This window comes from Rhodococcus sp. APC 3903, from assembly GCF_030407755.1.
GTDB classification, from domain to species: domain Bacteria; phylum Actinomycetota; class Actinomycetes; order Mycobacteriales; family Mycobacteriaceae; genus Rhodococcus_F; species Rhodococcus_F erythropolis.
Map to the genome: position 1 here is coordinate 188,895 of NZ_JASDCV010000010.1, position 13,072 is coordinate 201,966.

The 13,072-nt window shown below is 61.7% G+C and carries 17 protein-coding genes; 8 read left to right on the forward strand and 9 right to left on the reverse strand.

Annotated elements, in window-relative coordinates; translation table 11 throughout:
* Positions 1-86 precede the first annotated feature (86 nt).
* The gene (locus QMA15_RS16490) at positions 87-548 is read right to left on the reverse strand and encodes a PPOX class F420-dependent oxidoreductase (protein ID WP_070386964.1); all 462 of its coding nucleotides are present in this window, start codon (positions 546-548) and stop codon (positions 87-89) included.
* Positions 549-669: 121 nt separating this feature from the next.
* On the opposite strand from QMA15_RS16490, the gene QMA15_RS16495 reads away from it, so the two are divergent.
* Positions 670-1,539 (forward strand): PhzF family phenazine biosynthesis protein, encoded by an 870-nt coding sequence (locus QMA15_RS16495; RefSeq protein WP_290285436.1) that lies wholly within the window; start codon positions 670-672, stop codon positions 1,537-1,539.
* A gap of 88 nt (positions 1,540-1,627) precedes the next feature.
* On the forward strand, positions 1,628-2,053 hold the full coding sequence (locus tag QMA15_RS16500) for a DUF6069 family protein (RefSeq protein ID WP_290285438.1): 426 nt from the start codon (positions 1,628-1,630) through the stop codon (positions 2,051-2,053).
* On the opposite strand, the gene QMA15_RS16505 is transcribed toward QMA15_RS16500, so the two are convergent.
* The 5 genes from QMA15_RS16505 to QMA15_RS16525 form a co-directional block, all read right to left on the reverse strand.
* Positions 2,050-2,883: a GAF and ANTAR domain-containing protein gene (locus tag QMA15_RS16505; protein ID WP_019748033.1), complete on the reverse strand. Its 834-nt coding sequence runs from the start codon at positions 2,881-2,883 to the stop codon at positions 2,050-2,052. The two genes, QMA15_RS16500 and QMA15_RS16505, sit on opposite strands and share 4 nt — an antisense overlap.
* A 76-nt stretch (positions 2,884-2,959) precedes the next feature.
* Positions 2,960-3,529 (reverse strand): RNA polymerase sigma factor, encoded by a 570-nt coding sequence (locus QMA15_RS16510; RefSeq protein WP_020969378.1) that lies wholly within the window; start codon positions 3,527-3,529, stop codon positions 2,960-2,962.
* Between the two features lie 84 nt (positions 3,530-3,613).
* The gene (locus tag QMA15_RS16515; RefSeq protein WP_021343962.1) at positions 3,614-5,125 is read right to left on the reverse strand and encodes a cobyric acid synthase; all 1,512 of its coding nucleotides are present in this window, start codon (positions 5,123-5,125) and stop codon (positions 3,614-3,616) included.
* Positions 5,126-5,133: 8 nt separating this feature from the next.
* Positions 5,134-5,991 carry a type I methionyl aminopeptidase gene (gene map / locus QMA15_RS16520; protein WP_007734970.1) on the reverse strand — a complete coding sequence of 286 codons (858 nt, stop codon included), beginning with the start codon at positions 5,989-5,991 and terminating at the stop codon, positions 5,134-5,136.
* A 29-nt stretch (positions 5,992-6,020) separates the two neighbouring features.
* Positions 6,021-6,740: a transglutaminase domain-containing protein gene (locus tag QMA15_RS16525; protein WP_279163795.1), complete on the reverse strand. Its 720-nt coding sequence runs from the start codon at positions 6,738-6,740 to the stop codon at positions 6,021-6,023.
* Positions 6,741-6,793: 53 nt separating this feature from the next.
* On the opposite strand from QMA15_RS16525, the gene QMA15_RS16530 reads away from it, so the two are divergent.
* The 4 genes from QMA15_RS16530 to QMA15_RS16545 all read left to right on the forward strand — a co-directional run bounded on the left by QMA15_RS16530 (position 6,794) and on the right by QMA15_RS16545 (position 9,559).
* Positions 6,794-7,144: an SMR family transporter gene (locus QMA15_RS16530; protein ID WP_097387472.1), complete on the forward strand. Its 351-nt coding sequence runs from the start codon at positions 6,794-6,796 to the stop codon at positions 7,142-7,144.
* Complete coding sequence (locus tag QMA15_RS16535) at positions 7,141-7,467, forward strand: SMR family transporter (protein ID WP_019748027.1); 327 nt, start codon at positions 7,141-7,143, stop codon at positions 7,465-7,467. The genes QMA15_RS16530 and QMA15_RS16535 overlap by 4 nt, the downstream gene beginning before the upstream one ends.
* A 54-nt stretch (positions 7,468-7,521) precedes the next feature.
* The gene (locus tag QMA15_RS16540; protein ID WP_019748026.1) at positions 7,522-8,340 is read left to right on the forward strand and encodes an AraC family transcriptional regulator; all 819 of its coding nucleotides are present in this window, start codon (positions 7,522-7,524) and stop codon (positions 8,338-8,340) included.
* A gap of 142 nt (positions 8,341-8,482) precedes the next feature.
* Positions 8,483-9,559: an ABC transporter substrate-binding protein gene (locus QMA15_RS16545; protein ID WP_279163796.1), complete on the forward strand. Its 1,077-nt coding sequence runs from the start codon at positions 8,483-8,485 to the stop codon at positions 9,557-9,559.
* Positions 9,560-9,576: 17 nt separating this feature from the next.
* On the opposite strand, the gene QMA15_RS16550 is transcribed toward QMA15_RS16545, so the two are convergent.
* Positions 9,577-10,170 (reverse strand): GNAT family protein, encoded by a 594-nt coding sequence (locus QMA15_RS16550; protein ID WP_279163797.1) that lies wholly within the window; start codon positions 10,168-10,170, stop codon positions 9,577-9,579.
* A 163-nt stretch (positions 10,171-10,333) separates the two neighbouring features.
* On the opposite strand from QMA15_RS16550, the gene QMA15_RS16555 reads away from it, so the two are divergent.
* Together QMA15_RS16555 and QMA15_RS16560 are read left to right on the forward strand one after the other, a co-directional pair.
* Complete coding sequence (locus tag QMA15_RS16555) at positions 10,334-10,732, forward strand: hypothetical protein (protein ID WP_019748023.1); 399 nt, start codon at positions 10,334-10,336, stop codon at positions 10,730-10,732.
* A 78-nt stretch (positions 10,733-10,810) separates the two neighbouring features.
* Positions 10,811-12,256: an ABC transporter ATP-binding protein gene (locus QMA15_RS16560; protein ID WP_182261162.1), complete on the forward strand. Its 1,446-nt coding sequence runs from the start codon at positions 10,811-10,813 to the stop codon at positions 12,254-12,256.
* Here QMA15_RS16560 and QMA15_RS16565 read toward each other — a convergent pair.
* Both QMA15_RS16565 and QMA15_RS16570 read right to left on the reverse strand, forming a co-directional pair.
* Entirely contained in the window at positions 12,234-12,611 is a 378-nt protein-coding gene (locus tag QMA15_RS16565) for an SHOCT domain-containing protein (RefSeq protein WP_020969370.1), read from the reverse strand. The genes QMA15_RS16560 and QMA15_RS16565 overlap by 23 nt on opposite strands.
* 131 nt (positions 12,612-12,742) lie before the next feature.
* Positions 12,743-12,994: a three-helix bundle dimerization domain-containing protein gene (locus QMA15_RS16570; RefSeq protein WP_279163798.1), complete on the reverse strand. Its 252-nt coding sequence runs from the start codon at positions 12,992-12,994 to the stop codon at positions 12,743-12,745.
* Positions 12,995-13,072: the final 78 nt, after the last annotated feature.

The following is a 13,072-nucleotide window of genomic DNA, read 5'->3' on the forward strand; positions in this document are numbered from 1 at the left end:
GCGAAAGTGGCTTTCGGCGCATCTGAGGCGACGGACGTACCGTTCGCTCGGGTTGGGGGTGGGCCAAACTCGAGTGGGGCGCGGGGCTAGGTGCCGGACGGCTTGGGGAGCCTCGTCATTCCGTAGACGTGATCAGCGCGCACCGTGAGGATCTGTCGACGCTCCGCAACCATTGCTTCGCGGTACTCCTCCCAATCAGGATGCTCCTGGCCGCTGATGTCCCGGTACAGCTCGACCAGTGCGTCAGACACTTCGTCGTGAGGATCGGCCGCGACGGGTGTCACCACGGCAAGTCCTTCGATCACGGCGTAGCTCCAGAAGTCGGGCGCGCTGACGTGAAGGGAAACCCGCGGATCGCGGATCGCATTTTTACTCTTGGCGCGATCGGCTGTGATGGACACGGAAGCCGTCTTCGACTCGACGTCCCAGCGGTAAATGATGTTGGACAACTGTGGGCGGCCGTCACGCTTGACGGTTGCCAGCACGCCTTGTTTTCCCTGGGCCACGAGTGCGAACAACGCTTCGGCGGTGTCTGTGTCATTGCTCATATCTGCACCAACGACGCCGTGCGGCCGGTTTGTTCCGGAGGCAGTCCAGTTCGAAGATCGCGGACCGCAATCGCGCGATGTCTCTTCCCCCGATGGACGACAGCGGACAAAGATGGTCGACATGGCAACTTCTCACGACATCCTCCGACTGACTGCGTTCAGTTCGGATCCGGCCGGCGGTAATCCCGCCGGCGTGCTGCTCGACGCCCGCGGACTCGACGACCCCGAATTACAATCCGTTGCAGCCGAAGTCGGGTATGCCGAGACGGCGTTCCTCATCGAACCGGAACTCGGAGGCAACCCGCGCCACAGCCGGATCCGGTACTTCTCCCCTATCGCCGAAGTACCGTTCTGCGGTCATGCCACTATTGCGACGGCCATCGCTCTCACCGAGCGAGACGGCGACGGAACCTTCACATTCGAAACACCGATCGGACCGGTATCCATCGACACGGCGACCGACGAGGACGGAAGGTCGACCGCGACCTTCATCAGCGTCGAACCGTCGGTCTCGCCGATCGATCATGCTGTGCTGACAGCGCTGCTCGGGCTCATCGGCGTCGATTCGTCTGCGCTCGACGCGCGGTATCCCGCAATGCTTTCGTACGCCGGCAACACTCACCCGATCGTCGTACTTCGTGATCAGTCGACATTCGACGAGTTCACCTTCGATCCCGTAGCGATGAGAACCCTGATGGACGCGCAGGGGTGGGCCGGCACGGTGACAATCCTGCACCCCCTCGACGACAACACCTTCGAAGCCCGAAATCTGTTTCCGGTGGGAAACATCGTCGAGGATCCTGCAACCGGGTCCGCAGCGGCGTCGACCGGCGGTTACCTGCGCAAACTCGAACCCGCGGCCACTGCGCGGCGGATCACCATCCACCAGGGCCGACACGTCGGGCGTCCCAGTGTGCTCGAGGTCGACATCCCAGTCGACGGCGGTATCTCGGTCACCGGCACCGCAGTGCCCGTCATCGACGGGCAATAGTCAACCTCAGCGATGAGTTTCTCCCAGCCGGCGGGTCTATTCACCAGAGCGACGTCACAAGACCATCGCATCGAGCCGGGAGAACACCATGTCTGCAATCGCGTCAACCGCACACAACCTCCACGTCACCAAGCCACGCGCCGTACTCGGCGCCACGATAATTGCTCTCGTCGTCAATCTGATCCTGTGGTTGATCGGCCTCGCATTGGGCGGATCCTTCGAGATGACAGATCAGGGAAAGCCGGCGAGCGTCGCGCCTGGTGGGGTCATCACATTGACGGTGGTGCCACTGCTGGTCGGTTTGTCGGTCGCACTGTTGATCTCACTGAAGTGGGAGCCGATCATCCGCATCGCCCAGATCGTGGGGGCAGTCGTGGCGCTCGGCACCATCGCTCTGACCATTGCCGCAGACTTCGACGCCGCCAGCACGGTCATGCTCGCGCTGATGCACGTGGTTGTCGCCGCGAGCGTCGTCGTCGCGCTCGAGGCTGTACGTCGGTCCCCCTCGAACTAGACAGCGGTAGGCGGCGCCGAATACGTCTCGACGATCTCGGCTGCCACGTCGCGCAACCGGGTATTCGTCGTCTGAGACTGCTTGCGCAGCATGTGAAATGCGGTGTCGGCGTCGATCCGATGGATGGCCATCAGCATGCCTTTGGCCTGTTCGATCGGCGCCCGGGTCTCGAGCGCACGTTGCAAGGCATCAGCCACCGCCTTGGCGGACTTGAAACGAGAGAAGTCGCCGATCGCGCGTGAGACCGTTGTCGTGAGAATCTCCATGACATCCGCGTCGACCCGGTCGAATGCCGCTGAGGCGCGTCCGTACAGGTTGAACGAACCCAGTCGCTGATCCGGCGTGAAGAGCGGCGCCGCGAGAAAGGACTTGATCCCTTCGTCCTTCGCCGCCGCCGCGAACCGCGGCCAGCGTTCCGCGCTGGTCTCGGCATCGACGACAACGGTTTCACCGGTTCGAGCGGCGTGCAGACATGGTCCGTCGCCGGCGTCGTATTGCTCGATGTCGACACGCAGAGTCCGCGAATCGGTATGAACGGCGGTGTAGGTCTGCCCGGCCAGATCGATGGTGACGCCGATGCTGTCGGCGCCCTCGATGGCGTCGTTCGCGATTTCGACGGCGCGCTGGAGCAAAACCACGAGTTCGTCCTCGTCGCCGATACTTCCTCCGAGCGCTGCCAGCAACTCCCGGACCGCGCTTGCAGTCAGCCGAGTTTCCGCAGCCTCGACGGCGACGTCAGCACCCGTTGCCGTCGCATCGTCCGGCATTACCGACGGCACCGAATCCTCGGTTCTCGGGTCGAAGCCTCTGGGGTCGAAAGCGGTATCCACGACGAAGCATTCTTCCAGCTACCCGGGCCGTCAGGAGAGTGAGTTCGGTGACAGAACCCGGCAAACCGCCGAGTCGTCATCGCCATCGGTCGAGCGCGAGACCCAGATTCCGCCTCGCCCGAGTGTGTTGGCCACGAACCGCGTCCGGACTCAGTTCCAGGACAACTGCGATCTGTGGATACGTCATGCCCTCCACTTCCCGCAAGACCCAGGCGGCGCGCTGACGCAGCGGTAGACGATCGAGTTCGGCTTCAAGAGCGTCGAGAAATGCTGTGCCGCATACTTCCTCGCTCGGATCGCGCAATCGAGTATCGACTTCGTCCCGAAGTCCGTCCACATCGGCGGCGCAGGAGCCGACTTTTCGATGGACATCCGCGATCTTGCGAGAGCAGATCGCGAACAACCAGGTCTTGATGCTCGAGCGCCGCTGAAACCCCGGAAGTTGGCGCCAGGCGGCAACGCAGGTTTCCTGGACGATGTCGTCGACGTCACTCTCACTGGTGACGAGTCGACGGGCAAATCGATACAAGTGCGGGCCGTATCGGCGAACGATGACGTCGAAGGCCGCATGATCGCCGAGCATTGCCGAGTCGACCAGCACCTCGTCACTGAAGTCGGTAAGCAAGCCGTCGAATTGATCTGTCACCGCGCACACTCCTACTAGGGAGCCGTCGCGGGAGTGAGGCCTGGCTATTCTACCGCGTGCACGCCGACGCCCGCGGGAGCGCTCTCAGGCTTCGAGTGCGGAGGCAATGACGGGAAGCCCGATCGGCGCCCCACCGTTGATCAGTTTCTCGAGTAGATCCTGATCGAGGTGCTGCTCGACGAGATCAGCGAGAAGGTCGAGTTGTTGTTCTCGCACCGCGGCAACCGAGGTGTCGGGTGCAGCAACAAAACCGGGAACCGCGATCTCACGCAGCAGGCTACGCCGAAAGTCGTCACTTTCCAGGAGACCATGCCAGTGTGTCCCTCGAACAGACCCTCGCACACTGCCTTCCGGCACACCGCCCGAGTCCGCCAGCAATGGGCGGTCCCCGTTGCGCACGACGCGTCCGTGATGAATCTCGTACCCCGACACCGAGATACCGTCGGCGGAACCGGTTACCTGCGCCAGCACTTTGTCCGAAGCGAATTCGATGTCGAGGTCCAGCAGACCGAGCCCTGCGGTGATCCCTGATCCTGATTCGACGTCGTCGACGATCGAATTACCCAGCATCTGGTATCCGCCGCAGACTCCCAGCACTGCCTGCCCGCGGCCCGCTCGGGCGATGATCTCGTCAGCCAGGCCGGTACTCCGCAACCACTCGAGGTCACTCACGGTGGACTTACTACCGGGGATCACCACGAGGTCTGCGTCGCGGATCCGCGACGGATCGGTCACCCACGAAACTGCCACGCCCGGTTCACATGCCAGCGCCTCGACATCCGTCGAGTTGGAGATGCGCGGGAGCCGAACCGCAGCAACGGTGAGCCAGGCCGAACCGACGGGTGGGCCAGGGCGCCCTACCGGGGCGTTGCCGGTGACGCCAAGCGAATCCTCGGCGTCGAGCCAAAGATCGTCGGCAAACGGGATCACTCCGAGAGTGGGCCGACCGGTGAGGCTGCGCAGTTGATCCAGTCCGGGTTCCAACAGTGCAACGTCACCGCGGAATTTGTTGATCACAAATCCCGCGATCAATGCCTGGTCGCTCGGCGAGAGCACAGCAACGGTCCCGAACAGATGGGCCAGGACGCCGCCGCGATCGATGTCACCGACGACGACGACCGGAATCTGCGCAGCCTCAGCCAATCCCATGTTGGCAAGATCCGTTGCGCGCAAGTTGATTTCGGCCGGTGAACCGGCGCCTTCACAGATCACGACGTCGAACTCGGATCGAAGCGATTCGAGATCTTCGGCCACGACGGCGCGGAGCCACTGCCGATGCTGCATGTAATCGCGAGCACCCACCGTGGTCATCGCCTTGCCCCGAACGACCAGTTGCGAAGTGCGATCACTCCCCGGCTTGAGCAGCACGGGATTGAATCGAACACTCGGCTCCAGACCGCATGCCCGCGCCTGAAGTGCCTGCGCACGGCCGATCTCTCCGCCGTCGAGCGTGACCACGGAGTTGTTCGACATGTTCTGCGCCTTGAACGGCGCCACTCGGACGCCTCGACGCGCCAACATGCGACACAATCCGGCCACCAGAACGCTCTTGCCTGCGTCGGAAGTAGTGCCGGCTACCAGCAGAGCGCCGCGCATCGCCGAACTCAAGGCAGGGTGAGAATCTCTGCACCGGTCTCGGTGACCACCAAGGTGTGCTCGAACTGCGCCGTCCACTTACGGTCCTTGGTGACGACGGTCCAGCCGTCCTCCCAGATCTCGTAGTCGATACCACCGAGGTTGATCATCGGTTCGATCGTGAAGACCATGCCCGGTTCGATGATCGTCTCGACCGCGGGCTCGTCGTAGTGCAGGATCACGAGGCCGTTGTGGAAGGTCTCGCCGATTCCGTGTCCGGTGAAGTCCCGGACGACGCCGTACCCGAACCGATGGGCGTAGGACTCGATGACGCGTCCGATCACGTTGAGCGCGCGGCCGGGCTTGACGGCTTTGATGGCCCGCATCGTTGCCTCGTGTGTGCGCTCGACGAGCAAGCGGTTCTCTTCGGACACGTCACCGGCGAGGAACGTCGCATTGGTGTCCCCGTGCACTCCGTTGATGTATGCGGTGACGTCGATATTGACGATGTCTCCGTCCTGGATCACGGTCGAGTCGGGGATTCCGTGGCAGATCACCTCGTTGAGAGACGTGCAGCACGACTTGGGAAAGCTCTTGTAGCCCAACGTCGACGGGTATGCGCCGTGGTCGAGCATGAACTCGTGTGCGATGCGGTCGAGCTCGTCGGTCGTGACACCGGGAGCGACAGCCTTGCCGGCTTCCTGCAGCGCGCCGGCAGCGATCTTGCTGGCGATGCGCATCGCCTCGATCGTCTCCGGCGTCTGAACCCAGGGCTCGTTGCCCTCTTTGGCGGTCGGCTTCCACGCGTACTCGGGCCGCTCGATCTTCGAGGGCACAGCGAGGACGGGAGAGACGGTTCCAGGGACCAATGGGGTACGCACAGACATGCAGAACAGCCTAGACCTCGCGTCGCGCGTCAGCCGGATGCACTCCAGTTCCGGAAAACCGGATCGACGAGAATTCTGATGGGGGTCGACATCGTCTGTCCGAATTCCTCGAAGAGCTTGTCGCGAGATTCGAAGGTGCCCAGATCACGGTCGACGAATTCGGAGAAGTCCAAGCAATCGCACGAAATTGATTTGCCCCAACTGATCGGAGCGCGTCCGATCGCGTCGAACAGTGTCTCCTCGCCGGTGTTCGTGAACGGTTCGAGCGCTGAGACCACCGCAGGTGAAACGATCTCGGAGATGTCCTGCCAGCGTCCGTCGACCAGAAATTCCGGCCACGCCAGCAGCACTGACTTCGGAATCACCGCATGTAGACGCCGAAATCTCGGGTACCAGAACTCCCCACGAAGTACGAGACCGTGAACTCGGGTGGCGATACCTCGGCGGCGAGCCAACGCTTCGACGATAGCCAGTCTCTGACTGCAGGATCCGCGCTCTCGGCTCAATGTCACCGAGACGGGTTGCCGGTCGTCGAGGCCGTACACCGGCCGAATATTTGCAGCGACGCTGCGATGCGCCGACACCAGGAACTCCTGCGCCGACTGGATCGCACCTTCTGCAATGTCCTCGTAGAGGCGAGCCACGTCATCGTGGCCCCAGTCGAGAATCGGCGTCGCGGTTATATCGCCACCGGACACATCGTGGCGGATGTCACCTTGGCGGATTCCGCCGAGCAGCACGCACGTCATGTCTCAACCGTAGTGCGCGACCGGAATCGGTGGAGCCTGACAGAATCCGAACCGTGAAGAAATGGCTCCTGTTGATCACCGCGATCCTGACCGAGGTGTCTGCGACTCTGTCTCTGCGCGCGGCCCTCGATCACCCCGCCTGGTACGTCGTGGTCGTCGGCGGATATCTCGCAGCATTCACCGCGTTGTCGTTCGTCCTGAGGGAGGGCATGGGACTCGGTGTTGCATACGGAATCTGGGGCGCAACCGGAGTTGTCCTGACCGCGGTGTTCGCGACTTTCCTTTTCGGCGACCCCCTGACAGCCACCATGGGCGTCGGCATTGCCCTGGTCATCGGCGGAGTCCTGTGCGTTGAACTCGGTTCCCAGGTTGCTGCCGACAGCGGGCCGGTGGACCCGGCATGACCTTCGTATTTCTGATCGCTGCAATTATTTCCGAGGTCACCGCGACGTTGTCACTACGGATGGCGTCGCAGGACGGCAGCGACAAACGATGGCTCGCGGTTGTCACCGTGGGGTACCTCGCCGCTTTCGCTTTCCTCACGCTCGCACTCGACGCGGGCCTGACAATCGGCGTTGCGTACGGCATCTGGACTGCTTGCGGGGTGGCGCTGACAGCAATCGCATCCCGCATTCTCTTTCGCGAACCGCTGACCAAGCTCATGATCGTGGGGATCGGCCTTATCGCGGCAGGCGTGCTTCTCATCGAACTCGGTGCGGGCCACTGAACCCACCAAACAGGGTGTAAGGTTTACCTAACTTTGCTTTGGAGGTAGTCCGCGGTGCCGATCCCTGCCCTTCGTGAAATCGACGGTGGCCTCCACCTGTCGGATTCCGACCGCCACACTCCGATGGCGCGCGCCGTCCCGGCGCCGTTCCAACTGACGACGTACATCGTCGAGACCGACCACATCACCCAGTGGCCACAGCACGCTCATGCCGAGCACGAACTCATCTGGTCCGACCGCGGCGTCGTCAACATGATCATCGACAATCAACTCTGGACCGTCACGCCCGGCGTCGGCCTGTGGATCCCTCGCGGGGTCCTCCACGAAGGTCAGGCCAATCCGCACGTCGCATTCCGCGCCACTCTCTTCACCCCCGAGTTGTGGACTCCCGCCTGGAACGAACCGTGCATCGTGACCTTGAGTGAGGCAGCCCGGGTACTGCTGATACACCTCGCCCATACCGGAATGCCTGCAGAACAACGCCTTCGGGCACAGCAGGTCTGTGTCGATCTCCTCACCCCGGCATCGGCACCTCACTTCGACGTACCGATCCCCCGCGATCCCCGGCTTCGACAACTCGTCGACAAAGTGTTGTCGGATCCCGCCGACGATCGGTCACTCGACCAGTGGGCGCACGTTCTCAACCTCAGCCGACGCACGGTCACCCGGATTTTTGCCGCGGAACTTGCGCTGAGTTTTGCGCAATGGCGCACTCTGGTTCGCATGAGCACAGCACTGGGCATGCTCGGGACGGGGATGAGTGTGAACGCCGTCAGCCGTCGAGTCGGGTACGGGACGTCGAGCTCGTTCATCGCTGCTTTTCGTAAGACGGTCGGCTACACCCCTGGCAATGCGCTCGCCGCTGTCAACTGACTCGAGCCTGACCTGTTGTCGACATCTGCTGGCCCCTTCGCTACACGCACGCGCCCTAGATTCACTTAGGTAAGCCTGCTCTCATGTGCGTACCGCGCTGAGTCGTGCAAGCACTTCCCCGATCTATCCCGAGGAGTTTCGCGTGTTCAGATCTGCCCGTCAGAGAATTCGTCCCCTACGGAAGAGGCGAATTGTCGTTGCGCTGATGGTGGCGGCCGCACTGCCTCTGACCGCCTGCACGCAGTCGTCATCGGACGCCCAGGAAAATAGTTCGTCGGCATCTGCTGTCGAGGACGGCGCATACCCCGTCACGATCGAGCACGCATTCGGCGGCACCACCATCGACAAGGAACCGACCAGGATCCTCACCCTCGATTCCGCAGCGGCCGACACTGTCATCGCCCTCGGCGTCACTCCGATTGCAATGCAGAAGGACTCGTGGGCCGGCGACGCCGACGGCTTCCTCCCGTGGACGCGCGCGGAACTCGAGAAGTCGGGCCAGCCGCTGCCCACACCGGCGCCGTACTACTCCGACAGCGGTGAGCTTCTGTTCGAGCAGATCCTCAATGCCGCCCCCGACCTGATTCTGGCCCCGTACTCCGGTTTCTCCGAGCAGGACTATTCGCGTCTGAGCTCGATCGCCCCGACACTCCCCTACGACACCAAGCCGTACCAGCCGAGTTCGTGGCAAAACCTCGCCACCGATGTCGGCAAGGCCTTGGGGCGCCCGGCCCAGACCGCGGATTTGATCAAGTCCGTCGAAAAGACGGTGGAAGAGTCGAAGACCAGCCATCCTGAATTCAATGGAGTCACGTTCGCCTTCGGGTCTTACATCCGCGAAGGCGAAACCGAAACGGCCATCTACGGCCCGGACGATCCGCGCGTGAAGTTCGTCGAAAACCTCGGACTCACAGTTGCTCCCGACGTGGTCAACGGTGCCAAGAACTTTGCAGGCGACTCGTTCCTGTTCGGCATCAGCATGGAAAAGCTCGACACGATCTACACCGACGTATATCTCGGATGGGCAAGCGATCAGTCGGAAGTCGACAGCACGTTGGCCAACACCCTGTTCGCACGGTGGCCGGTTATCGCCAACGGGAAGGACTTGTGGATCACCGACAATCGCCTGACAGCCGCCACCATGTACGTCAGCGTTTTGAGCGTTCCATGGGCAACTGACGAGCTGGTCCCCCAGTTGACCGAACTGGTTGCGAAGTAGCAGCTCGGCCCTCCTGATCAGAGACTTGTAGGCCACTCACTGCGCAGCGTTGCAAAAACCACAGTGTCGGTCCACTCGTTCTTGATCCACGCGTTCTGCCGAAAATGTGCCTCTCGCCGCAACCCGATTCGCCGCGCGAGTCGCGCCGAGGATTCGTTTCTCGCATCCATCTGCGCGACCACGCGGCGCAATCGGGGTGTCGCGAAGACCAGGTCGATCAGAGCGGTCACAGCTTCCGTCGCGAATCCTCGGCCGCCGAAGTCGGGCGAGAATGCCCACCCGACTTCGGCGGTGCGCTCGGTGTCGACAGCGTCCCCTGATTCGTCGACTAGCCAGGCACTCACGCTTCCGACAACCCGGCCCTCGTATTCGACGACAAGAGCCACCGCGCCCGCTGTCAGGTCGCGGCGAGACATTCTGGTCTGCACTGCCTCTCGCGCATCGTCCGGGCTCCAGGGTTCGTTGAACAAATACAGGCACACGTCGCTACGCCCGTAGAAGGTGAGAAGGTCCTGATGATCGCCGGGACGGTAGGTACGAAGCACCAGTCGATCCGTCCGAATTGTTACCGGCGCAGTCGTCGGCGTCATGCCTGCGTCCTCCACATCCATGCCGTCACGGTAGATCCTCTCGGATTCGTGGGCGAGCGAATATCGCGAGGATGTCCAGCGCTGAAATGTTTGATTTGCCCCGTGGCGGGATACTTCACCACCGTAAATAGTCGCAATACGGAGTTACGCCAGGCAATTTCGCACTTGATACCAAGGGGCGGTCATGGCCGAGGAATCACTGGTCAAGCAAGGTGTGGCAAAAGGAAGCGCGCTGGGCGGAGCCGTTCTTCTCGTCACCGTCGGCGTGCTCGAAATTCTCCAAGGCATCTCGGCGATATCCAAGGACGATGTGACCGTCGTCGGCCCTGAATACGCGTACCAATTCGACCTCACCTCCTGGGGATGGATTCACCTCGTACTCGGCGTGCTCGTCACCGCTGTCGGAATCATGCTCTTCACCGGCGCGACGTGGGCACGGGTAGGCGCGATAATCTTCTGTTCGCTCTCGATCCTCGCGAATTTCCTGTGGCTACCCCACTCTCCGTGGTGGTCGATCACCATCATCGCGCTCGACGTATTCGTCATCTGGGCTGTCGCGACATGGAATCCCGACGTGATCTGAGGTCTCGACTTCGGATACACCCATCGAATTCAGCGTTTTCATCTGTGCGGCAGTAGTTTCCCTCCGGAGAGGAACATGATGGCAAACGGCACGAACGACGGCCCACTCCAGGAGGACGAACGTGCCGAACTAGCCAGGTTGCGGCAAGAGGTTGCAACACTTCGAGAGCAGACTCCCAGCGCCCGCGAAACGACCGTCGAGCAAGTCTCCCGGCCACCTCGACACGGACTCCGGTGGACTGCCGTGGCGATACTGCTGGTGTTGGTCGCCCTCCTTGCAGTCTTGTCCGTGACCACCCGCTTCACCCGTAGTCAGATACTCGATACGGACCGCTACGTCAGCACGGTCGCGCCACTGGGCGAGAATCCCGCCGTGCAGGCCGAGATCACGAATCAGATCACCGACGAGATCTTCGATCGTGTCGACGTCGAGGGGCTCACCACCGACGCACTCACCGCACTGACCGACGTGTCGAATCTTGCGGCCAACGCGCCGCGTCTGGATCAAGCCGTAGTGGGGTTGGCACCGGTGATCGCCGGCCAGGCAAAGAGCTTTGTTCATGACACGGTGGGCTCGCTCGTTCGGTCACAACAGTTCGAGGACTTGTGGATTCAAGCGAACCGATCGGCGCACAACGCACTGGTCTCGGTCATGACCGGAGATTACGGCCCCAATTCCGTCGAAGTCGATCAGAGCGGAACCGTCAGCATTTCGCTCAGTACGATCATCGACAGGGTCAAAGCAGCTTTGATCGACCGCGGCTTCGCCTTCGCAGACAAAATCCCCTCCGTGGACAAGGAATTTGTTCTCTTCCAGTCCCCCGAACTGGTGAAGGCTCAGCGAGCCGTCTCGGCACTCGACAAGGTCTCAGCGGTGCTGCCGTGGTTGGGAATCGCTTGCGCGGCAGCCGCTGTCGCCGTTGCGCCAACCGGTCGCAGGCTCCGCGCACTGTCCCTGGTCGGCTTGTCGATTGCGTTGGGAATGCTGGTTCTCGCGATCGGAATTCTCATCGGACGCGCAATCTACCTCGACAGTGTGCCCACCGATATCCTCTCGCCAGACGCCGCGACTGCCGTCATCGACACAGTTCTGGTACCACTGCGCACGAGCCTGCGAGCGGTCGCGGTCCTCGGCGTGGTGATAGGGCTCGGGGCCTACCTGGTCGGTGGGTCGTCGTCGGCGATCGCCGTTCGACGAGGCTACGGGCAGGCATTGGACTTCGTCCGGCATTCTTCAAGCGGCCGTACGCCGAATCAGGTGGAGCGGTGGGCCAATCAGCTTCGTGTTCCGCTGCGCTGCGCCATCATCGGCATCGCCGCACTGTTGCTGCTCTTCTGGCGCTACCCCACCGGTCTGGTCGTGGGTTGGATCGTCATCATTGCGCTGGTTGCACTCGTAGCTCTCGAAGTGCTGGTTCGTCCCGCACGCGCCGCCGCGCAGGACGCCCGGCCTGACGACGCCGGAACCGACGACGCCAGGCCTGGGGCAGAAGATACGAAAACTACGCCAGCGCCTTTGCCTTGATTGCCTGGAATTCCTCTTCGTTGATCGCGCCGGAGTCGAGAAGCTCTCTGGCGTCGGCAATCTGCTGAGTCGGAGACCTGCCGGCGACGGTTCGAATGTAGTCACTCTGCGCGTGTATGTGCTGTTGAGCGGCCTCCATCGACCGCCGAGTCATTCCGTCATTCTTGACAACCACGTAGATCATCGCGGACAAGAATGGAATGACGAAGAGGAAAATCATCCACAACGCCTTGGCCCAACCCGAAGTCTCGTGATCACGGAACAAGTCGGTGATGATCGAGAACAACACGCTCAAATACGCCACAAAGGCAAAGCAGACGAAGATGAACCAGAAGAATTCCCAGAAACCTTCCATGTCAACGCTCCCTGTACTCGGTTTACACATAAGGAGTTCGGGAGGCTGACATTCCGCGCCTGAAATCTGCAGTCGGCCAAAACTCCCTGGTCCAAGGTCATTTCAGTATGCGCCGACGACGTCCGTTCCGGCTACAGTTCGAGAGGGTTCAGCACTGCGGACCGTTCATCCATTATCGGAATCACGATCATCCGGTTCGAGATCTCGTGTCTGGCCGCCTTTTCGACAAGGAGAGGCACGAAATCACGTATCCGACACCCCGCAAAACGTTGGTGAATTGTTCGCACTCTGTTTTCGATCTCCGGTGGAGGAACATTCGGATACCGGGAAATCAGGCGAGTGATCACCCGCTGGACGTGGAGCAACTCTTCGTCGCCAGTCATCAATTAATACTCGCGCCGATCGCTGACACCGTCAAGACTCGAAACGGGCTCGAAAACAACACGATTCGAGTCGCGATC

Excerpts from the sequence above, each read along its gene's own strand:
- QMA15_RS16570 (WP_279163798.1), bottom strand. The coding sequence starts at position 12,994 with ATGACTGGCGACGAAGAGTTGCTCCACGTCCAGCGGGTGATCACTCGC.
- QMA15_RS16550 (WP_279163797.1), bottom strand. The coding sequence starts at position 10,170 with ATGGATGTGGAGGACGCAGGCATGACGCCGACGACTGCGCCGGTAACA.
- QMA15_RS16535 (WP_019748027.1), top strand. The coding sequence starts at position 7,141 with ATGACCTTCGTATTTCTGATCGCTGCAATTATTTCCGAGGTCACCGCG.
- QMA15_RS16490 (WP_070386964.1), bottom strand. The coding sequence starts at position 548 with ATGAGCAATGACACAGACACCGCCGAAGCGTTGTTCGCACTCGTGGCC.
- QMA15_RS16525 (WP_279163795.1), bottom strand. The coding sequence starts at position 6,740 with ATGACGTGCGTGCTGCTCGGCGGAATCCGCCAAGGTGACATCCGCCAC.
- QMA15_RS16565 (WP_020969370.1), bottom strand. The coding sequence starts at position 12,611 with ATGGAAGGTTTCTGGGAATTCTTCTGGTTCATCTTCGTCTGCTTTGCC.
- map (WP_007734970.1), bottom strand. The coding sequence starts at position 5,991 with ATGTCTGTGCGTACCCCATTGGTCCCTGGAACCGTCTCTCCCGTCCTC.
- QMA15_RS16495 (WP_290285436.1), top strand. The coding sequence starts at position 670 with ATGGCAACTTCTCACGACATCCTCCGACTGACTGCGTTCAGTTCGGAT.
- QMA15_RS16555 (WP_019748023.1), top strand. The coding sequence starts at position 10,334 with ATGGCCGAGGAATCACTGGTCAAGCAAGGTGTGGCAAAAGGAAGCGCG.
- QMA15_RS16560 (WP_182261162.1), top strand. The coding sequence starts at position 10,811 with ATGGCAAACGGCACGAACGACGGCCCACTCCAGGAGGACGAACGTGCC.
- QMA15_RS16515 (WP_021343962.1), bottom strand. The coding sequence starts at position 5,125 with ATGCGCGGCGCTCTGCTGGTAGCCGGCACTACTTCCGACGCAGGCAAG.
- QMA15_RS16500 (WP_290285438.1), top strand. The coding sequence starts at position 1,628 with ATGTCTGCAATCGCGTCAACCGCACACAACCTCCACGTCACCAAGCCA.